This window comes from Morganella morganii H1r, assembly GCF_000633515.1.
Taxonomy (GTDB): domain Bacteria; phylum Pseudomonadota; class Gammaproteobacteria; order Enterobacterales; family Enterobacteriaceae; genus Morganella; species Morganella morganii_B.
Window position 1 is genome coordinate 1 of sequence record NZ_AYMP01000003.1, and the last position, 21,684, is coordinate 21,684.

Consider the following 21,684-nt stretch of genomic DNA (forward strand, 5'->3'; position numbering starts at 1 on the left):
ACAGAAACCTTTGCGGTACATGGCACTCAGGATCCGGACGTAAATCATGAACTGGCGCACACCCTGGGGCGCAACCACGGACAGGAAAATGCCTGTATCGCATTCAGCTGCAAAGACTTCGGTGCTGATGCCACCGAAAGCCTGTCTCCGACATTACGGGCCGGTAATAGCAGCAACAGCAACCAGAATAGCGGTCAGCCACCGGCTATTTGTATTCAGGGTGCAGTAGTAGGCAGAAATGATAATGCAGGGCCGCAAGGTAAAGGTTACCAGGAGGAGCTTGCATATACACAAAATGCCCGCACCGAGGCAGATATAGTGCAGTGTGGCATGCAGGTCCGCCGACTGACCCCTGTTGAGTGTGAGCGCTTACAGGGATTCCCGGACAACCACACACAAATCAGCTGGCGCGGTAAAGATGCTACCGATTGCCCGGACGGTCCGCGTTACCGCGCTATCGGTAACAGCATGGCGGTACCGGTTATGCGCTGGATTGGTGAACGTATCCTTGCTGCGCTGCCAGTACAGGAAGCAGCCAACCCACCAAAAACTACCCAAACCAACGAGAAACCTGAAAGCGCGGGGATTCCTATGAGCTACCAACTGATTGGCGGCCGCTGTGAGCATGCCTTAAAAAACCTTCCGGATAACTCAGTGGATGCAATCGTAACCGACCCTCCGTATGGCATCGGGTTTATGTCGAATAAATGGGACTACGCCGTGCCGACTGTTGAGCAGTGGGCTGAATGTCTGCGGGTATTAAAGCCGGGTGGTCACTTGCTGGCATTTGGCGGCAGCCGTACATATCACCGCTTGGTGGTAAACATCGAGGATGCTGGTTTTGAGATCCGTGATCAAATTATGTGGATTTACGGCAGTGGCTTCCCTAAATCGAAAAACCTTGATGGTGAGCATAAAGGTAAAGGAACGGCATTAAAACCAGCCCATGAGCCCATTGTTATGGCGCGTAAACCGCTCAGTACCACGATTCTGGATAATGTCACGGAGTACGGAACCGGCGCTCTGAATATTGATCTGTGCCGTGTACCGACAGAAGAAATGCTGGCTGGTGGTTCGGGCGGGTTGTTGTCTGATGTTCGGGACGGCAAAACACCTGCGGGGGGCGAATGGACACAGAACAACGAGGGGCGTTGGCCTGCAAATGTGATCCATGACGGCAGCGACGAAGTGATAGTGACATTTCCTGACGCAAAAGGGCAGCAGGGAAAGGCCAAGAATGATGGTTCCGACAGCGGTAATAAAGTTTACGGCGAACTTAAAAATGTAGTTTCAAACCCGGAACCGCGTACTGAATCGGCAACATCAGCAGCAAGATTTTTTTATTGCGCGAAAGTTAGTAAATCTGACCGTGATGCAGGAATGGATCGATTTGTCGTTGCCTCGGCATCCGAAATGACCGGTGGCCGCGCGGAGGGCAGCGTTGGAATCAATAATCCGAGAGCAGGAGCCGGGCGCACCAGTGGTGCCAAAAATACACACCCGACAGTGAAACCGGTTGATTTAATGCGCTATCTCTGTCGTCTGGTAACCCCCGCAGGGGGAACTGTTCTTGATCCGTTCATGGGGTCCGGCAGTACAGGTAAAGCAGCTATTGCGGAAGGGTTCCGGTTTATCGGGATTGAAATGGACCCTGATCATCTGGTTACCGCAGCGGCCCGTATTGGTCACGCAGTGAAGGAAATGGAGAAAGCAGGGGAGGCTGCGTGATGATTCTTTATCTCAGAATTGCAACTGACATCCCGGCGGGGACTGCAATCACGACCCGCTACATCATGGACAAATACAAAGTGTCACGCAGTACAAGCCGGAACGCATTAGCTGTACTGGCTCATATAGGTGCTGCTGAGGAAATAAGCCGTATCCACACAGAGGGTACTGCTTACTCACTGTCACCTGACGCGGAAGATAAGGCGAAAAAATACAGAAATCTGGTGATCATCATGCGGAAAAACCCGATTCATGTCCGACGCAACAACGGCCCGATCCTGTCCAGCCCGGCTGATATGGCAGAGCAGGGGTTTGTGTCTGCGCATAACCGGTTATTTTCGGCACTGGCGGCAAAGCGCTGGGAGATGAAACAGAGCAGCGGGGTGGCGGCGTGAAGACCAAACAAACCTCAATGGAATTGATTCATTACGAAAAAAGCGAAGATAAAAAGTCAAAAAAGTACATGGTGAGCCATAACAACGGAAAAACAAAGCTGGAGCAGAAGCTGAGTGTTACCTGTGATTTGCTTTTTAGCCGCGGCTTCAAAGTTGAGATAGCTATGGATGATTTTCCGCGTTTCGATAATGAAACCGATGCTGTATTGAAGTATGCCGACTGGCTTGAGCGACTTGGAATAGCACTGCGACGGGAAGCGAAAAAGGCAATTAAGCGGGGTATTTCATGAACCATTTAACCCTCACTCTCCCGTTCCCGCCGAGCATGAACACTTACTGGCGCTCCCCCTCGCGGGGGGCCTTAAAAGGCCGGGTGCTGATCAGCGAAAACGGGCGCCGGTTCCGTCTGAATGTTATTGCTGACATCCTGGAGCATTTTAACGGCCGGACACCGAAACCACTGATCGGTGACATCAGTCTGAAGCTGGTACTGTTCCCGCCGTCGAATCACCGCCGGGATCTGGATAACTTCATTAAAGCAATACAGGACGCACTGACACATGCCGGTATCTGGATCTTGATGTTGAATGGGGTGAAAAAGTCGCTGGTGGTAAATCCGTGGTGACGATCAGCCCCTATGTAAAACGCGCAGTATACGGCTGCGCTTAATGAGTGGAGAGATAAATATGCAGCAGATTACCTATGGTGTCAGCATTTCGCCTGTGATGCACAATCAGGCGGTAACGATGTCGAGCCGAGAGATAGCCGAACTGACCGGCAGTCGTCACGGTGATGTAAAACGGTCGGCAGAACGGCTGAATATTGCCGGGATTTTAACTACGCCGTTGGCGGAGTTCGATTTTGAGCATAACGGCAATACCTATACCGAGTACCGGTTCAATAAACGTGACTCCCTGGTGCTGGTGGCGAGATTATCCCCGGAGTTTACGGCTAAGATTGTCAACCGGTGGCAGGAACTGGAAGAGCAGCTTCAGCCGAAAATACCGCAATCCTATACAGAGGCTTTACGCCTGGCGGCAGATCTGAATGAGCAGCTCGAAGAAAAATCCCGCGCACTGGAATTGGCGGCCCCGAAAGCAGAATTTGTCGATCGGTATGTTGATACCACCGGCTCAATGACATTCCGTCAGGTGTGCAAATTGCTGAAGGTGAAAGAACCGGAATTCCGGCTGTTCCTGCAGGAGCAAAAAATCATGTACCGCCTTGGTGGTTCGTGGTCAGCATACCAGTGCCATATTGACGCCGGGCGGCTTGAGATTAAAACCGGCACCAGCCAGACGAACAACCATTCATTTTCACAGGCGCGGTTCACACCGAAGGGCGTGAAGTGGATTGCCGGGCTGTGGGGAACCTCTCAGGTTGAAGGAGCTGTTTCCTGATGAATTACCTGCTAACCGGTTTTGTTCAGAAAGATACCCGGATCCTGATGTTTAATCCGGGCGCGGAGATCGGCAATTTCCTGAACGGTGCCCGCTACCTGGTGAGCGCGGCCCCGCATTCGATGAATGGCATTCCGTCCGGACTGGTACCGGCAGATGCACAGCCGCTGCTGACAGATGGGCGGGTGCTGCGTTTCCTGGATAATCCTGCTGTGATAAAAGCCGCCGGCGGTCTGTCCGGTTCCCGTCATTACGTTAAATCAGTGGACTGCTGCCAGATTGATGATCCGGAGAACCCTTATCACCATCACGAACTGACCATGACCCGCCATAAAGACGGTTTTATCCGGACATGCTGGCACCACGACAACATCATCCGGAAAGGAGGCGTCCACCAGCAGCAGGCGGACGACATTCTGTTATGTAATCAGCGGGCACTGGTGGCACGAAGTATCTTTACCGATCTGCGGTTGCCTGCCGGTCATCTTCTTAATCCTTCCGATTTATTCACCTGGTCGGTAATGCGCCGTGTCAGTGATTATCTTCCGGCCTTTATCAGTTCCTACATCCTGATGCAGCCACCGGAAGAAGAGATAGCCGGTACCATGACCGAGCATTCTATTGTTCACCGGCCGCGCTCACACAGCCAGGCTGTTCAGGAAATCGTAGAGCAGATAAAGCCTGTTGTTGTTCCGGAGATAGAGCCGGAGCCACCAGCAAGTTTTATGCGGATCCCGAAGTTGAAGCGCTGGGAGTGTCCAAAGTACCTGCAGTGGGTGAAAAGCCAGCCGTGTTGTGTGTGCGGCCAGCAGGCGGACGACCCGCATCATATCATCGGGCACGGCACCGGCGGTACCGGTACAAAAGCACACGACATTTTTACTATCCCGCTGTGCCGGGTTCACCACGACGAGTTACACCGGGATCCGGCAGCATGGGAAGCAAAGCACGGCAGTCAGCTGGAGTTGTTATTTAAGTTTATGAACCGGTCATACGGGATCGGCGTTTTTGGTTAATGCGCTGTACGGAGCGCGGAGAGATGAGCATGAAATTAGAATCAGCACTGAAGCAGTTTCACCCCAAATCCCCTATGTTCAGTGATTCGTCGCATTCAACATCCCCAGAACGGCTTAAAGGGATGGATACTGCAGCGGCACTTGGTATGACACAGCAAAACGCCCGTTTCGGCATGCATGCTTTTTTTGCGAAGAATGATGTCAGCACAGAAGATAAATTCAAAACCATTGAAGAACTGACTCAGTATGCAATGAAAGTGGCACCTAAACTGATAGTAAAGGCATCCGGCAACCGGTTAGCGCAGTGTATGAAAATTCTGTCAGCAATGGCGCTTGAGGATTATGCCAGGTCAGCGGGATCATCCTGCCAGTGCCACTCCTGTGGTGGGCTGGGTATGATTTATTCGGTAAAAGAGGTGGTTAAATATCCGGGGCTCACAAACAAAGATGGGATTTTTATTGTAGCGCCTGACATTCGTAACGAACGGGTTGGTGAAGTATGTGCCGCGTGTGGCGGCAAAGGGGTGGAACATTATCGCTGTCAGTGTAAAGGCCGTGGCAAGGTACCGGATGAAGAACAAACGGCATTGCAGGGCGTTCCTGTGATCAAAGATTGCCCTCGCTGTTCAGGTCGCGGCTACCGGCGCATGCCCTCATCGAAAGCTTATAATGCAATACGGCACTTGGTACCAGATTTGAATGAAAGAACGTGGCGGCGCAACTGGAAGCCCTTCCATGAAAGGCTGGTGGAGAAATGTTACGTTGAGGAAGGTTGCGCGGAGGCATTATTCAACAAAGTGACTAATTGATGTAATTTTAATTATAAGCGTTGATATTTGTCCGGAATTGTTATAGTGTTTTCCTATAGTGGGATTTTTATAACTATCCACACTAAGGAATTTCAAGGCCCCGCATAAAACGGGGCTTTTTTATTACAATGTATTTAAGAAAGCTTGAAAGGCTGATTTGTCTTCTGATGAGACATTCTCCATCTTATTTAGCTTCTCCTGAATTAAATTCAGGTTTTTTCGCTGCAGAAACAACTTGGCATCTTTGAACAATACTTTTAGCTGACTAAGCCTTGTTTCGATGGTGTTGGTTCTTTGTGATATTTCTGCCAGCAATGGGCTTGGAGATTCATCAGGGATGATACCGTTCAACTGTTGAATGTCTTCATAAATAGATGAATAAAGAGATTTTAGATTATTTTCCGGCATGAGGACGTGGATATTCCTCATCTTACCAATGTGTATTGATTGTAGAGCCTCTCCACTTTCTTGAAAATCCCTGTTGAACGTAAATAATAATTCTTTTAATTTTTTATCAATTTTTGAGGTGTCATAACTAATATCTGAATTTTGTGTTTTTGCTATATTTCTTATTTCTGTTGCGCCAGTCTGACCAACGAATCGTGAGTTCGATAGCTTTTCTATATTTATGGTTGCCCATAATATGTCTCTGCCTTTGAACTTAAGCGACTCAAGCTCAGATAGCCATGCCGGACATTTTATCTTCCCTTGCGCGATAATAGCTTTGCGCTCTTCGTGTAATCGGAATTTGTCGAAATCGGAAGAGAGAGTATCAAACTCAATACCAAATATATTTTTTCCACACTTATTACCAATAACAGTCTCAATATTTTCTGATGTTACTACTATATAACCTTTATTGTGAGGCTGATTACAGGTTGAAAGTGAGCAATGAACTTTTTCTTTAACCTCGTAGTAACCGATTATTTTCTCAAGCGTGTGTTTTTCGTTTGAGAGTTTTTTTTGAAATGTGGGTTTAGAGGTAATGCTATCCCACTTATCCAGCTTTACAGATCCATTTTCTGTCTTAAGAAATATCATTAATCCACCTTTTTGCTGAAATTAATGCCTGAAAACGATCGCATTATAATCAAATTTTCGTTTAGCAGGTATATCCAATCGTGAAATGTCAGATTTGCGTGGTTTTTTACTATTAAGTATTTGGCATTGAAATACTCACTTTTAATTTATTCATACAAATCAATAACAAGAGCATTTGAATACGACAGGCTCATTACCTAATCCATATTCGTCCACAGTGCTCTTCTTCTTGCTTTCCCGCCGCTGGTGGGATTACCCGAACAATGCCGCAGCCACCTCACTTTAACCATCTGTAACAATATAAACCGGTTGCGGCATTTCTCTATCACCTTACACACGGAACACTCCGCAGGGGGTGGATATGCGTATGCCAGACAAAATTGATTGGTGGGAGCAGATATTTCGCTGGCTGCAAAATGCCCTCCCGTTTATTGGCGGTTTTTCCTTTTCGGCGGCAATGGCTTATATCCGGGAACGGAGGCTGGGAACGCGCTGGCGGCAGTCATTGGGTGAAGCCATTATGTGCGGCCTGCTGAGCGTCGGAACGATCAGGCTCATTGATTGGTGGTTTTCCCGTAGCGGAGATGCGGAGTCATGGGCGGTGTTAGCGGAATTCAGCGGCGTAATGATTGGCTTCCTGGGCACGAAAAAAGTGTATGCCTTAATCGAGTGGGGCATACGTGTTGTTAAAAATCGTTTTGGAGCAAAGCAATGACAACTGAACCAAAGTGGATAACTGAAGCCCGGAAAGAAATCGGTGTATCAGAACACACGGCAGCAGGTTCCGCAGCTGTAGACCAGATGTGGATTGACAGCAAACTCCGCGGACTGGTTGGTACCGCACGTAAAGTGCCATGGTGCGCCGGGTTTGCGAATGCCTGCCTGGAGCGTGCCGGTATTCGTTCGACCCGCTCTGATTCTTCCCGCTCATATCTGGCGTTCGGTGACGAGCTGAAAGAGCCTGTATATGGCTGTATCGTCACATTCTCCCGCACCGGCGGCGGTCATGTCGGGTTTGTGGTCGGTAAGACAGAATCCGGTAACCTGATGGTGCTGGGCGGTAATCAGTCAGATGCAGTTAATATCAAGGCATTCAAAACTGACCGCGTTACCGGTTACCGCTGGCCGTCAGGTGTACCACTGGATACCCGCCCACTGCCGGTAGGTAATGCCGATCTGTCAGTGAAAGAATCATGATATGACCAGTCTGGGAAAAGTGCGGACGGGTATCTGTGTCATACTGGTTATCAGCCTGCTGCTTACCCTGCATCTGTACGGTGGCCTGAAAGACAATTATCAGGCACTGAAAGACAAGCACGTTGCATTGAAGGCTGTAAATAATATCACCCTGTCTACTGTCACCATCAATCACCGTATCTCACTCGACAACATCAAAGACAAACAGACCGAGGACACCGAGCATGTCAACGTTAAGACTGTTATCAAAACAGTATTTAAGGACAGTGAATGCGCTGTTACTCCTGTTCCCGCTGATGTTGTCAGTGAGCTGCGGAAGTACGCAGACGGAATACGTTCCCGCACCGGTGGTGCCGATTCCGCCACAACTGACCGCTGATTGTGAGCAGGTAGAGATACCGGCTGATCTGACATTCGGCGGTGTCGTTGAGCTGCTGGCCGATGCCATGAAATACATTGCCAACTGCAATCACGATAAGCGGGCAATACGGGAGATAGAAGCGGAGAGAGCGAAATGAATATTGGTGATTTAGACCCGATTGTTCAGTGCGAAATATTACGGCTGGCGCACAACTACGCAATTAATCGGCGTGAGCTTTTGTCTCGAGACGGAAGAGAGCCGAAAGATGAGCATAAGTGGTACGGAGAGCAGATAACCGACGCCACAAAGCGAATGGTATCACTGTACGAACAAACAACGCCTCGCTAAATAGCGGGGCTTTTTAATACCAGAGGAAAAACTATGTTTAAACATGAATTAGGTCAGGTTGTGCAGGTCACCATCAGCGGCGAAGAAGGCCATGTGAAAGCCCGTGCTGAATATCATAACGGCCCGAATCAGTATCTCATCCACTATCTGGCAGCAGATGGCCGTGGAACTGACGGCTGGTTTGATGAAGGTGAGTTGTCCCCGGCAGAACAACAATAACCCATCACAAAGCCTGCTCACTGAGTGGGCTTTTTAATTGGTTACGGAGAAATTAGCGTGAACATTATAACTCATTGTTTATATGTGTGTTTGTGAAAAGGTACTCCCGGAGGGGTACCCTTACCACGGGGCGGCGGCCTCGCGGGAAACGGCTCATTTTCGGATTTCCATGCTGTCAGCAGCAGGTCAGTTAATTCATTGATACTATTGATGAAAAACAACACTGAGGTGACAAAACCGGTTTTGGTCTGTCACCTGAGTGCTGTTTATCCTTTTGATTAACAACAATAAATAAGGAATCCACCTGACAGTGTGAGGTGACAATGTCTAATATCAGCAATCTCGGGGACGCGTATCACTGGAGTGTTGCAAAGATTGCTGAAGCGTTCGGACTGAACCGGGGTACGGTTAAAAAGCGGCTGCTCGATGCAAATGTGGCGATAGCAGGAACAGTGCGCGGGAATCCGGTGTATGCTCTGCGGGATGTCGGGCCGGTGATATTCGGTGCCGATACGGAGAAAGATCATTCCGGCATTCAGGATCCGGACACAATGTTCCCGAAAGACCGTAAAGACTGGTTCCAGTCTGAAAACGAACGCATCAAACTTGAAACCTCTCTGCGCCAGTTGATCCCCGCTGAAGAATCTCACCGCGAGATGGCGACCATCATCAAAGCGATAGCGCAGGTGCTGGACACCTGGCCTGATCGCCTGGAGCGTGACCACGGCTGGCAGCCGGAACAAATCACACAGGCACAGGACGTGGTGGATGAACTCCGTGACCTGCTGGCGGTTGAGGTGGAAAACGCAGAGGAAGAAAACGGATGAGTACAGGTTATGCATCTGCAGCGGAAATGCGCCGGGATGTCTCTGTGCTGCTGCGCCCGCCGCGCCGGATGCCGGTGGCGGAGGCGGTTAAAAAATACATGCGGGTGCCGATGGGCGGCGGCAGTGCGGTGCAGTGGGAAGACACCCTGACACCGTACATTATTGAGCCGATGAACTGCCTGACATCCCGGAAATATGATGCGGTGATATTTGTCGGCCCGGCGCGTACCGGTAAATCCCTGGGGCTTATCGACGGCTGGATTGTCTACACGATAGTCTGTGATCCGGCGGATTTTCTGCTGATTCAGATGACGGAAGAAAAAGCCCGTGAGCATTCCAAAAAGCGCCTCGACCGGACATTCCGTGCGAGTCCGGAAGTGGCTAAACGGCTGAGCCCGCGCACCAATGATAATAACGTGCATGACAAAACGTTCCGCGCCGGTAACTACCTGAAAATCGGCTGGCCGTCCGTCAATATCATGTCCTCATCGGATTACCGGTTTGTGGCACTGACGGATTATGACCGGTTTCCGGAAGATATCGACGGCGAGGGGGATGCATTCTCTCTGGCATCAAAGCGTACCACAACATTTATGTCCGCCGGGATGACGCTGGTGGAAAGTTCACCCGGCCGGGAAATTACTGATCAGAAATGGACGCCGTCATCCCCCCATGAAGCACCACCGACTACCGGTATTTTATCGCTGTACAATCGCGGTGACCGGCAGCGCTGGTACTGGCCGTGCCCGCACTGCGGGGAGTATTTTCAGCCGGTATTTGATGCGGTGACCGGTTACCGGGATGATCCGGATCCGGTGACAGCCAGTGAGGCGGCTTATATTGAGTGCCCGCACTGCACCGGACACATTTCCGGCAGCGAAAAGCGGAAGCTGAATAATCGCGGTGTCTGGCTGAAAGACGGTCAGGACATTGACCGGCACGGCAACATTACAGGCGATGCCCGCCGCTCCCGTATCGCGTCATTCTGGATGGAGGGACCGGCGGCCGCCTATCAGACGCTGTCCCAGCTTGTTTATAAATATCTCACCGCCGAACAGGAATATGAGCTCACCCTGAGTGAAGAAACCCTGAAAACGGTGATCAATACGGACTGGGGGCTGCCGTACCGGCCGAAACATACTCAGGAGCAGCGCAAGGCAGAAGAACTGCTGGCACGGGCTGAGGATCTCGGGGTCCGCTGTGTGCCGGAAGGTGTCCGCTTTCTGGTGGCAACTGTCGATGTGCAGGCCGGGAAGAAGCGCCGGTTTGTGGTGCAGGTCACCGGCTACGGTGAAAAAGGTGAACGCTGGATTGTTGACAGGTTTGATATTACCCAATCCCTGCGGACGGACAGTAACGGTGAGTGTGTCAGGGTTCATCCCGGTGCTTATCCGGAAGACTGGAAACTGCTGATAACGGATGTGCTGGATAAGACGTATCCGCTGTCCGGACACCCGGCGATCAGAATGCCTGTCATGATGCTGGGAGTGGATACCGGCGGTGAAAGCGGCGTCACTGATAATGCCTATACTTTCTGGCGGCAGTGCCGCCGTGACGGTATCAGCCGCAAAGTGTTTCTGTTCAAGGGCGGCAGTCGTACCGGGGCAAAACTGATCACCCAATCCTATCCGGATAACACCGGGCGCTCTGACCGGCAGGCAAAAGCCGCCGAGGATGTGCCGTTATATCTGCTGCAGACTGACAACCTGAAAGACCGGGTGGCGGCTGCACTGAGCCGTGATATGCCCGGGCCGAACTATGTGCATTTCCCGGACTGGCTGGATGATTCTTTCTATGACGAACTGACTTACGAGGAGCGGCTGACCAGCGGCAAATGGGAAAAACCGGGGCGGGGCGCAAACGAAGCTTTTGACCTGATGGTGTACGCCCATGCGCTGGTGATTCTGAAGGGGTACGAGAAAATCAAATGGGATAAACCGCCGCCCTGGGCGCGGTTACCGCAGATTCCTGTTACTCCGCCTGAAAACACTGACTCTCCCGACAATATCACTCTTATTTCAACAACCGAACCCGCGAAACCGAAGAAACCGAAAAAACGGAAATCATCGGCGTGGGCCCCTGTTTCATCATCCGGAGGTGGCTGGATATGACCCTTGAAGAGATTGACGACATGATCCGGCAGTACACGGAGGCGGAACGCGCTGTATTACAGGGCAGAAGCATCACGATGAACGGCCAGAGCATGTCGATGGAAAGCCTGAGCGAAATCCGCAAAGGGCGTGAATACTGGGAAGGGCGGCGCCTGGCTCTGGTATCAGCCCGCAAAGGCAGGACTGTCCCCCGCTTTAAACTGGTGAGGTTTCCGCGATGAAGCTGATTGACAGTGCTATCGGCCTGATTGCGCCGGGCTGGCAGGCATCCCGGATGCGGTCACGTCTGCAAATCAAAGCCTATGAGGCTGCCATGCCGACCCGGACCCACCGTGCCCGCCGGGAATCCCGTAACGCGAATCAGCTGGTGAAATCCGGCGGCCGGTCACTGCGCGAGCAGGCCCGGTTTCTGGATGACAACCACGACCTTGTGATCGGTCTGCTGGATAAGCTGGAAGAACGGGTGATCGGTGCGAAGGGCATTATTGTTGAGCCGCAGCCGCTGCTGCGCGGTGGTGAACTGGCTGACGACCTGGCAAAACAGATCCGTACAGCCTGGTCGGAATGGTCTGTCAGTCCGGATGTGACCGGTCAGTATACCCGGCCGGTACTTGAACGGCTGATGGCACGTACCTGGCTGCGTGACGGTGAGGTGTTTGGTCAGCTGGTGTCAGGCCGGGCCAAAGGTCTGAAGCGGGAAAGCGGGGTGCATTTCTGGATTGAGGCGCTGGAGCCGGACTTTGTGCCACTGAATCTGGATGTGCCGGGCAGCAATATCTGCCAGGGCGTGAAACTTAACGAGTGGGGGAGGCCTGTCAGTTACAGCGTGTATAAAAATATACCGTCAGCCCTGTACAGGTCGCAGGATTTGAAAACCATCGGCGCTGAAAACATGCTGCACCTGAAATTCACCCGCCGCCTGCACCAGCTGCGCGGGCACAGCCTGTTGTCCGGTATTCTGATCCGCCTGAGTGCCCTGAAAGATTATGAGGATGCGGAACTCACCGCCGCCCGTATTGCAGCCTCCCTCGGGATGTACATCAAAAAAGGGGATATTTACAACGCGGACAGTGAGCAGGACGAGCGGGAGCTGAATATTGAGCCCGGCATTATCTTTGATGAACTGGCACCCGGTGAGGATATCGGCATGGTCAAGTCTGACCGTCCGAACCCGAACCTGCAATCTTTCCGTAATGGTCAGTTGCGTGCAGTGGCGGCCGGCAGCCGCGGCAGTTATTCCAGTATTTCCCGTGATTATAACGGCACCTACAGCGCCCAGCGCCAGGAGCTGGTCGAGTCCTTTGAGGGCTACGGCATTTTACAGGATGCGTTTGTGGCCGCAGTCACCCGCCCGCTGTACCGCAGCTGGCTGAAAATGGCGGTGGCAGAAGGAATTATTGATGTGCCGCCGGATGTTGATCCCGCATCACTGATGAATGCGGTTTACAGCGGACCGGTCATGCCGTGGATTGACCCGCTGAAAGAAGCGAAAGCCTGGCAGGTACAGCTGCGCGGTGGCGGGGCCACCGAAGGGGAATGGATCAGAGCCAGGGGGGCAAGCCCGGCTGATACAAAACGCCGCCGTAAAGCGGAAATTGATGAAAACAGAAAGCTGGGGCTGGTGTTTGACACCGATCCGGCGAATGACAAAGGAGCGCCTGACGATGCCAAATCCCGGGACGATGACAAGTAACCCGAAAGCATCCGCACCGGTTAAAAGCTGGTTCCGCATGAAAGCTGCAGCGGATACCCAATCGGCGGACATTTATATCTATGACGAGATCGGCGGCTGGGGGATCTCGGCAAGGCAGTTTTCAAAAGAGCTGCTGGCGCTGGGGGATGTCAGTCAGATTAACCTGCATATTCACTCCCCGGGCGGAGAGGTGTTTGACGGGATCGCCATTTATAACCAGCTGAAAGGGCATGGTGCAAAAATTACCGTGTATATCGACGGACTGGCGGCCTCAATGGCGTCGGTTATTGCCATGGTCGGTGACACCGTGATCATGCCGAAAAACGCCATGATGATGATCCACAAACCGTGGGGCGTCTCTTTTGGTGATGCGGATGAAATGCGGAATTACGCCGATCTGCTGGACAAGCTGGAAAATGTGCTGATCCCGGCGTATGTCGCCAAAACCGGCAAAACGGCGGAAGAAATTGCCGCCATGTTAGAAGAAGAAACCTGGATGAACGGCGACGAATGCCTGTCTTACGGGTTTGCCGATCAACTTACCGACCCGGTACAGGCAATGGCCTGTATCACATCAAAACGTATCGAGGACTTTACTGCTATGCCACAGGCCATTAAAAACCAGGTTTCACCGAAAAATACCGCGCAGACCACACCGGTTTCCGCGCCGAATCCGGCACCGGTCACGCAACCCGCCGCAACCGTGACTCAGCCTCAGCCGGTCGCGCAGCCGGATAATGCCGATGTGCAGAATCAGATCCGCGCTCAGGAACAAGCCCGTCTGAATGGTATTAAGGACTTGTTCGCCATGTTCGGTGGCAAACACAATGATCTGATGGTGGATTGTGTGACTGACACGCAGTGTTCACTTGAAGATGCGCGTGCAAAACTGCTGGAAAAACTGGGGGCGGAATCCACACCAAGCAACAAAAATAATGCTCATATTTATGCGGGCAACGGTAATTTTACCGGTGACGGGATCCGCGCATCGGTCATGAACCGGGCCGGACACGAAGAAGTACAGCCGGATAACCCGTATAACAGCATGACGCTGCGCGAACTGGCACGTATGTCGCTGACGGAGCGCGGTATTGGTATCAGCACCCTGAACCCGATGCAGATGGTCGCTGCCGCATTCACGCACAGTACCTCGGATTTCGGCAATATCCTGATGGATGTGGCCCATAAATCCCTGCTGCAGGGCTGGGAAGAGGCGGAAGAAACCTACCATAAGTGGACGAAGAAAGGTCAGCTCAGCGACTTTAAAACTGCTCACCGTGTCGGCCTCGGCGGTTTCCCGTCTCTGCGTAAGGTACGCGAAGGGGCGGAATATAAATACGTCACCACAGGTGACAAAGGGCAGACCATTGCGCTGGCAACCTACGGCGAGCTGTTCAGTATCACCCGTCAGGCCATCATCAACGATGATATGAATGCGCTGACCGATATCCCGAACAAACTCGGCCGGGCAGCCAAAGCCACCATTGGTGACCTGGTGTATGCGGTGCTGACAGAGAACGGAAAACTGAGTGACGGCAAAGCGCTGTTCGGTGCAGATCATAAAAATACGCTGTCAGGCGGCATGGATGTGGAGACTATCAGTAAAGGTCGTACCCTGATGCGCCAGCAGAAAGAGGGTGAGCGCACGCTGAATATCCGCCCGGCCTTTATGCTGGTACCGGCGGCACTGGAAACACACGCACTTCAGGTTGTCGGCTCCGGCAGTGTTAAAGGGGCGGATGTGAATGCCAATATCATCAACCCGATCCGTAATATCGCAGAAATCATCACCGAGCCGCGTCTGGATGATAACAGTGAAAAAGACTGGTACATGACCGCCTCTCAGGGCAGTGACACCATCGAAGTTGCCTACCTGAACGGTATCGATACCCCGTATATCGATCAGCAGGAAGGGTTCACCTCAGACGGTGTGACCACAAAAATCCGTATTGATGCCGGTGTGGCACCGCTGGATTATCGCGGAATGATCCAGGTGAAAGGCCAGTAATCCGGCTGATCATCACCCCATGAACGCCCGTAAGGGCTTTTTTTATATCTGAAATCCGGCACCTGCGGGTGCCGCGGAGACGACTATGGCTAAGAATTTTCAGCAGCAGGGAATGACCATTGCGATTGTTAACAGCGGAGCCAAACCCGTTACCAGTGGTTCACTGGTACAGGTTGGTTTACTGGCCGCCGTGGCAATTACAGACATTGATGCCGGTGCAACCGGTGACGGATTTACCGAAGGGGTTTTCCGGCTGCCTAAAAAAAACGGACTGGTGCTTAAAGCGGGGGCGGCGGCTTCCGTTAAAGACGGCCAGCTGGTGGATACCGGCGGCGTGGTGATCGGCGTTGCCTGGGAGGATGCGGCTGCCGGTGACACTGACGCGGCGGTGAAGATTAACGTCTTCCCGCCGGCGGCACAGGGATAACGCTATGACCCCGTTTCAGCAGATGAAGTCCCGGATGGATGCACTGACAGCGGAAAAAATGGGAGAAATCATTTATCTGAATGATCAGCCTGTCTGTGCTGTTGAGTTTCATTTTCTTCCGGAAATGGGACCGGTCAGCGGTGACGGGGTCAGTTACGTGATTTTCACCCCGGGGGTCACACCGCGCCGGAAAGATCGGGTCGTTACCGGCAGCACTGAGTGCGTCATCACCAGAGTGCAGCGCTATAACGGCAAACCTCATATTTTTATAGAGAGTGAGTGACATGGACGGGATTCAGCAGGCGATTAACAACCTGAACACAATCAGCGGCACGGCTGTACCGGTCGCCACAGCTCAGGCCGTAAACCGGGTTGCAGTCCGTGCGATCGGGCGCAGTGTCAAAAGGGTATCAGGTGAAATACAACTGCAGCAGAAACTGATCCGCCAGCGTGTCCGTCTGCGCAGGGCAAGCAGTAAACAGTCTGTGCCCCGGGCGCGGTTACTTGTGAACAGGGGGAATCTCCCTGCTATTGCACTTGGTACAGCTAAGGTTCAGTTGTCACGCAAACGGCGGGATAAAAACGGACGCGGCAGTGTGCTGAAAATCGGGCGGTTTAAGTTTGAAGATGCGTTTATTCAGCAACTGGCAAACGGTCGCTGGCATGTCATGCAGCGTACCAGTAACGCCAGATACCCTATCGATGTGGTGAAAATACCCCTGGCAGCCCCGCTGACACAGGCATTTACGGATGAAACGGAGTCACTTCTGAAATCCGATATGCCGAAAGAACTCGGGCAGGCACTGAAAAATCAGCTCCGGCTGTATATCAAAGCGAGGATCTGATGCGAAAACATTCTGCTATCCGGCAGGCGGTGGCGGATTCCCTGCGGTCACATCTTGGTGAAACTCAGGTGTATGACGGGCGCCCGGTGTTCCTTGAAGAGTCTGAGTTGCCGGTTGTTGCTGTCTATCTCACTGACGCTTCACCAACAGATGATGTCGTGGATGAAGATCAGTGGCGGGCTGTTCTGCATATTGAAGTTTTTCTGAAAGCGAGTAATCCGGACTCAAAACTGGACGAATGGATGGAAGACAAAATTTATCCCGCCATGCAATCCGTACCGGCACTGGCCGGACTTATCGAAACCATGTCAGCGGCAGGCTACGACTATCAGCGCGATGATGAAATGTGCCTGTGGGGATCAGCCGATCTGACATATCACCTGACGTATTCAATGTAAGGAAAAATTATGCCTTTACCTCCTAACCCGCTGGCTCCTGTCAAAGGTGCCGGTACAACGCTGTGGATTTATACCGGCGAAGACGACCCGACTAAAAATCCGCTGGCAGACGAAGGCTGGACTCGCCTGGCAAAAATCAAAGAGCTTCAGCCGGGTGAAATCAGCGCGGACAGTTACGACGATACCTATCTGGATGATGAGGACGCCGACTGGAAAGCAACCGCTCAGGGTGAAAAGTCAGCCGGTGAAGCCAATATCACACTGGCCTGGAAACCCGGCGAACAGGGACAAAAAGACCTGGTCAGCTGGTTTGATACCGGTGATGTCCGTTATTACAAAATCCGCTATCCGAACGGCGCGGTTGATCTGTTCAAAGGATGGGTCAGCAGCCTGGGTAAATCGGTACCGGCAAAAGAGGTGATTACCCGCACCATCAAAATCACCAACTCCGGCCGCCCGGCGCTGGCGGAAGAAATGAAACCGGCTGAAGGTGAAACCCGTTCAGCACCAAAAAGTAAAGAGACTGCAGGGGAATAACGAATGAACTTTCTGAAACAGAAGGAATTTACGTACAACGGCGAATCGCTGATGCTGAGCGAATTGTCAGCCTTACAGCGGGTGGAATATTTCGATCACCTGGTGACACAGGCCGAAAAAGAAGCGCCGGCAGAGGATGTGCAGAGCCTGAAACGCACTGCTGTTTATGTGCGTATGAATATCGAGTCAAACGCTTTTCTGGTAGCCCGCTCTCTGTTCAATGTGGGTAATACACCGGGTAAACAGGTTGATGAGATCCGCGCTGATATTCTCAGCACCTGGCCGCCGGTCGCGCTGGAGCAGGCTGCAAAACTGGTACTCGAACTCAGTGATATGCAGGTAAAAACCACAGACGGTGAAAATGCTGAACCGGTCACAGGTCAGGGACCGGATCCGGTACCGGCAGAAAAGTAATCGCCCGTGAGCGTCAGTTTATCCTGCGCCTCGCTCATGAATTTAAACGGGCGGACTGGCGCAGGATGCTGGCGGATATGACGGCAACAGAGCTGGGTGACTGGTACACCTATTTCGGAGTGACACCGTTCACTCATCAGCTGATTGATCTGGAATTCGCCGCACTCAGTAACACGGTGGTGTCACTGGTTGGCGGCAGCAAAGACCTGTCGCTGAATGATTTTCTGTTACTGAAACACAGCGAAGAAGCCGCTGATACTGATGATTCACTGTTAATGACAGCAGGCGAGGGGATCGCCGGAGGAGTACGTTATGAGCCAGCAGATTGCTGATCTGGTCATTAATCTCAGCGCGGACAGCGCCACATTTACTGAGCAGGTCGGCCGTGTCGAGCGTCAGTTGCTGCAGGCCGCCGCCAGTGCGGATGCGTCAGCAGAGCGTATGCGTAAATTTGCCGAAGGGCAGTCTGCTGCTGTTAATCAGGCAGCGAACAGCACACAGGCCACACTGAAAACGCTGGATCAGTCACAGATATTCAGTGCTGATAAGTTCGTTCAGAAATGGAAAGCGGCAGCGCAAGAGATTGACAATATGCACCGCCGGATGAATGAGCAGATCAATACCGGGCGCCGGAAGGATGCAGCCGGTCAGGATCTGGCGCGTCAGCAGGATGCCATGACCGAAAGTTTTTTCCGTCAGATTGATGCGGTTAAAAAAGTCAGTGGCGGCCTTGAACAACTGGCTGTTATTCAGACAAAACTGAACCAGGCGCAGCGGGCAGGAACCATATCACAGCAGGATTATCTGACCCTGATTTCATCCGTCACGCAGCGCACAACAGAGTTACGCCGTGCGGATGAAAGCCTGACACAGCAGAAAACCCGGTTTATTCAGCGCCTGAAAGAACAGGTAGCCACACAGAACCTGTCCCGCAAAGAAATGCTGCGTTACCAGGCGGCACAGCTGGGTGTCAGTTCCTCTGCCGATATTTATATCAATAAACTCCGTGACAGCAATAAAGAGACGGAGAAGTTTAAAAATAACAACAAGATCCTGACAGAAGGCCTGCGTAGTCTTGCCGGTAATATGGGAATGAGCAGGCTTACTTACTTTGGCGGTATGGGGGCCGTAGTCAGTGGGATAGCAGCGGTTGGCAAAGCGGCATGGGATGCTGAACAGGAAGTGACTCTGCTGAACCGCCAGCTGATCGCCACCGGTAATTATGCCGGTAAAACATCAGCACAGCTTCGTCTGATGGCAGATCAGATGTCCGGTGGCTGGATAACCCGGTCTGATATGACAGCCGCGCTGACCAGTGCAGTAGGATCCGGTTATTTCTTCGGTGACCAGGTGTCACTTGTGGCTAAAGCCGCCGCGCAGATGGAGCAGGCTACCGGGCAGTCGGTGGATGAAACCGTTAATCAGTTCAAGCGGCTTAAGGATGATCCGGTCAACGCGATTATGGAAATGGATAAATCCATGCACCTGCTGACTGCATCTGAGTATGAATATATCGCTGCACTGGAGAGATCGGGAAAAACCCGCGAGGCATCAGAATATGCCATTGCCAAACTGGCAGAGGTTACCAACCGCCGTACCATCGAAATGAGTGAGAATGTCGGCGGGCTTGAAAAGGCGTGGAAAGACCTGAAGAAGGTAATAAAAGAAACCGGTGATGAAATGTCAAAAATCTGGCGGGCGCCGACTGAAGCGGAAAAATTATCCAGTGTTAATGAACAGATCGCCTCTCTTGAAAACGGTGATGGGTGGATGACCGATTCTGCGCGTCAGAGTAGCCTGGAAACCTTAAGAAAGAACAAAGCCGCGCTTGATTTTGCTGTTAAATCCCAGCAGGGATATCTGGATAATAAAAATAAAATTATCCAGGCCAATGAATGGGAGAAAAAAAGCCAACAGGAGTTAAATAAGTATATCGAGGAAGGGTTTACTCAGGCTGAAAAAAGGAAGAGAGAGCATGAGAAGCTTGACCGAAAAATTGCTGAAAATAAACAAGCCGCCGAAGATACCGCCTCTGCATCTGACAGTGAAAAAATCAGGCAGTGGACGCAGGATGAAATAGCGAAAGCCAGAGCCGGTATTGATAAAAAATATGCCGATCCTAAAACACCAAATAAACGCGATTATCGTATTGATGAAGGCACAAAGGCAGAAGAAATAGCATTAAAAGAGCAAATTGCGCTTGAGTCAAAATTGCGCGTACTCAAGGAGCACAAATCTGTTACGGATGTAATCAGTGCTGAACGCAAAAAGCTGTGGGAAACCGAAGCACAGATTGCTATCACTGAAGAGGCCAGAGGCAAGCGCCAGTTAACCAAACAGGAGCAGGCTCTGCTGGCAAATAAATCGGCTGTTCTGGCTCAGCATGAGAAACTGGCACTATTAGGCGATGAAGTTGTTGCTCAGGAGCGCCTGAATAAACTTCAGGACCAGGCTGACAAATACGTAAAACAGCAGACTGAAAAGCAAAACGCTATCCGTGACAGCATCGGCAAATCCTCACGTGAGGCACAACAAACTCTGGAACGGTCGCAAATTCTCTCAGCGCACCAGGATAATCCTCGCCTGAATGACATGCTGGCGGCTCAGGCTGCAACATATGCGGCAGAGGAAGAAAAACGCGCTAACTGGCTTGCTGGTGCTCAGACTGCGTGGGGGGATTACCGTGATGCTGCACTGGATTCAAATACTCAGATCCAAAATGCCACCATGGCGGCACTGAACGGATTTTCAACTGAATTGACCTCTGTTCTGACAACGGGTAAAGCCAATTTCCGGGAGTTCACGACATCCATACTGAAAATGCTGACAGAGATCTTTGTTAAAAAATCGATTGTTATGGGGATGGATGCCATGGGGTTTAATTTTACCCCAAATGCTAAAGGAGGCGTCTACAGCTCTCCGTCACTGAGCGCGTACAGCGGGCAGGTAGTACATACCCCGACAATGTTTGCCTTTGCAAAAGGGGCTGGGGTAATGGGCGAGGCTGGACCTGAGGGGATTTTTCCGCTTCGTCGTGGTCTTGATGGGAAGCTTGGGGTGGTGGCTAAAATGGCTGGTGGAGGTGATGGTGTAGTTCAGCATTTTAATATCACTATTCAAAATGATGGCAGCAATGGACAGATGGGCCCGCAGGCAACTCAGCAGATCCTGAAGCTGGTTGAGCAAAAAACTAAGCAGGTTATTGCATCTGAGCGTCGTCCCGGCGGAGCAATGGGGTAACAATGGAAACATTCACCTGGAAAGTTAAACCCGGTATGAACATTGAGAGCGAACCCCGAGTTCGCTCTGTTCGTTTCGGTGATGGCTATGAGCAGCGCCGACCTGATGGTTTTAATATTAACCTTGAAAAATACAGCATTACATTATCACCAAAGAATGCTGAGGCTCAGGTTGTCAGGGCTTTTCTTGAGAAACATGCGGGCGTGACTGCATTTTTCTGGAAACCCCCTCATCAAACGCAAGTGATCGCGGTATTATGCCGTAAATGGTCGTTTTCAGTAGGGGCGATCAGAACTGAGATCACTGCTGAGTTTGAGCAAACTGTTGCATAAAAAGAGGGCGCATGACTAATCAGTCAGATTTTTTAATGTTCTATGGGTATTTTATAATTTTACTTATTATTGGTGTTGTTATTTATAAAAGATCTGGATTTTTGAGAATGGCGATAATCTGCTGTTTATTGCCAGTAATATCATTTCTTATAATACAATACACGTATGAAATAAATTATAAAATGTTTGACGTAATCGGGCGGTTTGATGCATATAACCCACTGCTTATGGCCTATTTACCGCTTCCGGTTGGCTTTATAGTCGCATTTCTGCTAAAGAAGAAAAAGAACAAAAATAACGTCAATAAATAACCCGCTCCGGCGCTGAGGAATCCCCAG

Annotated in this window: 25 protein-coding genes and 2 pseudogenes; 26 read left to right on the forward strand and 1 reads right to left on the reverse strand. The window is 51.4% G+C overall.

The features are described from left to right. The 7 genes and pseudogenes from U868_RS0100750 to U868_RS0100780 form a co-directional block, all read left to right on the forward strand. Window positions 1–1,728 (forward strand): DNA-methyltransferase (locus U868_RS0100750; protein ID WP_240182636.1); only part of this gene is annotated, 1,728 nt, incomplete at its 5' end. After that, on the forward strand, window positions 1,725–2,123 hold the full coding sequence (locus U868_RS0100755) for a hypothetical protein (RefSeq protein WP_162817196.1): 399 nt from the start codon (window positions 1,725–1,727) through the stop codon (window positions 2,121–2,123). The genes U868_RS0100750 and U868_RS0100755, both read left to right, overlap by 4 nt. Next, complete coding sequence (locus tag U868_RS25815; RefSeq protein ID WP_025151618.1) at window positions 2,120–2,413, forward strand: hypothetical protein; 294 nt, start codon at window positions 2,120–2,122, stop codon at window positions 2,411–2,413. The genes U868_RS0100755 and U868_RS25815 overlap by 4 nt, the downstream gene beginning before the upstream one ends. After that, a pseudogene (locus tag U868_RS0100765) lies at window positions 2,410–2,792 on the forward strand (RusA family crossover junction endodeoxyribonuclease). The gene U868_RS25815 and the pseudogene U868_RS0100765 overlap by 4 nt, the downstream one beginning before the upstream one ends. A gap of 17 nt (window positions 2,793–2,809) precedes the next feature. Beyond that, window positions 2,810–3,523, forward strand: a complete 714-nt coding sequence (locus U868_RS0100770; protein ID WP_036411286.1) for a phage antirepressor KilAC domain-containing protein — start codon at window positions 2,810–2,812, stop codon at window positions 3,521–3,523. Then, entirely contained in the window at window positions 3,523–4,539 is a 1,017-nt protein-coding gene (locus U868_RS0100775; RefSeq protein ID WP_025151620.1) for a DUF968 domain-containing protein, read from the forward strand. The genes U868_RS0100770 and U868_RS0100775 overlap by 1 nt, the downstream gene beginning before the upstream one ends. A gap of 29 nt (window positions 4,540–4,568) precedes the next feature. Further along, window positions 4,569–5,348, forward strand: coding sequence for an antitermination protein (locus tag U868_RS0100780; protein WP_025151621.1), 780 nt, complete (start codon window positions 4,569–4,571; stop codon window positions 5,346–5,348). 123 nt (window positions 5,349–5,471) lie between these two features. Here the strand turns inward: U868_RS0100780 and U868_RS0100785 are convergent, their stop codons facing one another. Then, on the reverse strand, window positions 5,472–6,389 hold the full coding sequence (locus U868_RS0100785; protein ID WP_025151622.1) for a hypothetical protein: 918 nt from the start codon (window positions 6,387–6,389) through the stop codon (window positions 5,472–5,474). Between the two features lie 361 nt (window positions 6,390–6,750). Here U868_RS0100785 and U868_RS0100790 point away from each other — a divergent pair, with 361 nt between their 5' ends. From U868_RS0100790 to U868_RS0100885, 19 genes and pseudogenes are all read left to right on the forward strand, one after another. Next, window positions 6,751–7,104 (forward strand): phage holin family protein, encoded by a 354-nt coding sequence (locus U868_RS0100790; protein WP_240182637.1) that lies wholly within the window; start codon window positions 6,751–6,753, stop codon window positions 7,102–7,104. Beyond that, the gene (locus U868_RS0100795; protein WP_025151624.1) at window positions 7,101–7,586 is read left to right on the forward strand and encodes a TIGR02594 family protein; all 486 of its coding nucleotides are present in this window, start codon (window positions 7,101–7,103) and stop codon (window positions 7,584–7,586) included. Before U868_RS0100790 ends, U868_RS0100795 begins: the two co-directional genes overlap by 4 nt. A 1-nt stretch (window position 7,587) precedes the next feature. Continuing rightward, the gene (locus U868_RS0100800; RefSeq protein ID WP_025151625.1) at window positions 7,588–7,965 is read left to right on the forward strand and encodes a hypothetical protein; all 378 of its coding nucleotides are present in this window, start codon (window positions 7,588–7,590) and stop codon (window positions 7,963–7,965) included. Continuing rightward, complete coding sequence (gene lysC / locus U868_RS25200; protein WP_115660410.1) at window positions 7,937–8,104, forward strand: Rz1-like lysis system protein LysC; 168 nt, start codon at window positions 7,937–7,939, stop codon at window positions 8,102–8,104. The genes U868_RS0100800 and lysC overlap by 29 nt, the downstream gene beginning before the upstream one ends. Window positions 8,105–8,328: 224 nt before the next feature. Further along, entirely contained in the window at window positions 8,329–8,514 is a 186-nt protein-coding gene (locus U868_RS0100815) for a hypothetical protein (protein ID WP_025151627.1), read from the forward strand. A 323-nt stretch (window positions 8,515–8,837) separates the two neighbouring features. Beyond that, window positions 8,838–9,341, forward strand: coding sequence for a DUF1441 family protein (locus tag U868_RS0100820; RefSeq protein ID WP_025151628.1), 504 nt, complete (start codon window positions 8,838–8,840; stop codon window positions 9,339–9,341). Then, a complete protein-coding gene (locus tag U868_RS0100825) occupies window positions 9,338–11,452 on the forward strand; it encodes a phage terminase large subunit family protein (RefSeq protein WP_025151629.1) in 2,115 nt (704 codons plus the stop codon). Before U868_RS0100820 ends, U868_RS0100825 begins: the two co-directional genes overlap by 4 nt. Beyond that, on the forward strand, window positions 11,449–11,673 hold the full coding sequence (locus U868_RS0100830) for a hypothetical protein (protein ID WP_025151630.1): 225 nt from the start codon (window positions 11,449–11,451) through the stop codon (window positions 11,671–11,673). The genes U868_RS0100825 and U868_RS0100830 overlap by 4 nt, the downstream gene beginning before the upstream one ends. Next, window positions 11,670–13,145: a phage portal protein gene (locus tag U868_RS0100835; RefSeq protein ID WP_025151631.1), complete on the forward strand. Its 1,476-nt coding sequence runs from the start codon at window positions 11,670–11,672 to the stop codon at window positions 13,143–13,145. Before U868_RS0100830 ends, U868_RS0100835 begins: the two co-directional genes overlap by 4 nt. After that, window positions 13,117–15,153, forward strand: coding sequence for a ClpP-like prohead protease/major capsid protein fusion protein (locus U868_RS0100840; RefSeq protein ID WP_025151632.1), 2,037 nt, complete (start codon window positions 13,117–13,119; stop codon window positions 15,151–15,153). The genes U868_RS0100835 and U868_RS0100840 overlap by 29 nt, the downstream gene beginning before the upstream one ends. 85 nt (window positions 15,154–15,238) lie before the next feature. Beyond that, window positions 15,239–15,580, forward strand: coding sequence for a capsid cement protein (locus tag U868_RS0100845; protein WP_025151633.1), 342 nt, complete (start codon window positions 15,239–15,241; stop codon window positions 15,578–15,580). Window positions 15,581–15,584: 4 nt separating this feature from the next. Continuing rightward, window positions 15,585–15,863, forward strand: coding sequence for an ATP-binding protein (locus tag U868_RS0100850; protein WP_025151634.1), 279 nt, complete (start codon window positions 15,585–15,587; stop codon window positions 15,861–15,863). Window position 15,864: 1 nt separating this feature from the next. Then, complete coding sequence (locus U868_RS0100855; protein WP_025151635.1) at window positions 15,865–16,425, forward strand: phage tail protein; 561 nt, start codon at window positions 15,865–15,867, stop codon at window positions 16,423–16,425. Then, on the forward strand, window positions 16,425–16,823 hold the full coding sequence (locus U868_RS0100860; protein WP_025151636.1) for a phage minor tail U family protein: 399 nt from the start codon (window positions 16,425–16,427) through the stop codon (window positions 16,821–16,823). The genes U868_RS0100855 and U868_RS0100860 overlap by 1 nt, the downstream gene beginning before the upstream one ends. A 9-nt stretch (window positions 16,824–16,832) precedes the next feature. Then, a pseudogene (locus U868_RS0100865) lies at window positions 16,833–17,297 on the forward strand (phage tail tube protein); the annotation flags it as partial. A gap of 66 nt (window positions 17,298–17,363) precedes the next feature. Next, on the forward strand, window positions 17,364–17,774 hold the full coding sequence (gene gpG / locus U868_RS0100870) for a phage tail assembly chaperone G (RefSeq protein ID WP_025151638.1): 411 nt from the start codon (window positions 17,364–17,366) through the stop codon (window positions 17,772–17,774). 65 nt (window positions 17,775–17,839) lie between these two features. Further along, window positions 17,840–18,106, forward strand: a complete 267-nt coding sequence (locus U868_RS0100875) for a phage tail assembly protein T (protein ID WP_345840312.1) — start codon at window positions 17,840–17,842, stop codon at window positions 18,104–18,106. Then, window positions 18,087–21,014, forward strand: coding sequence for a phage tail tape measure protein (locus U868_RS0100880; RefSeq protein WP_025151639.1), 2,928 nt, complete (start codon window positions 18,087–18,089; stop codon window positions 21,012–21,014). Before U868_RS0100875 ends, U868_RS0100880 begins: the two co-directional genes overlap by 20 nt. Before the next feature lie 2 nt (window positions 21,015–21,016). Next, entirely contained in the window at window positions 21,017–21,346 is a 330-nt protein-coding gene (locus U868_RS0100885) for a phage tail protein (protein ID WP_025151640.1), read from the forward strand. The last annotated feature ends 338 nt before the right edge of the window (window positions 21,347–21,684 follow it).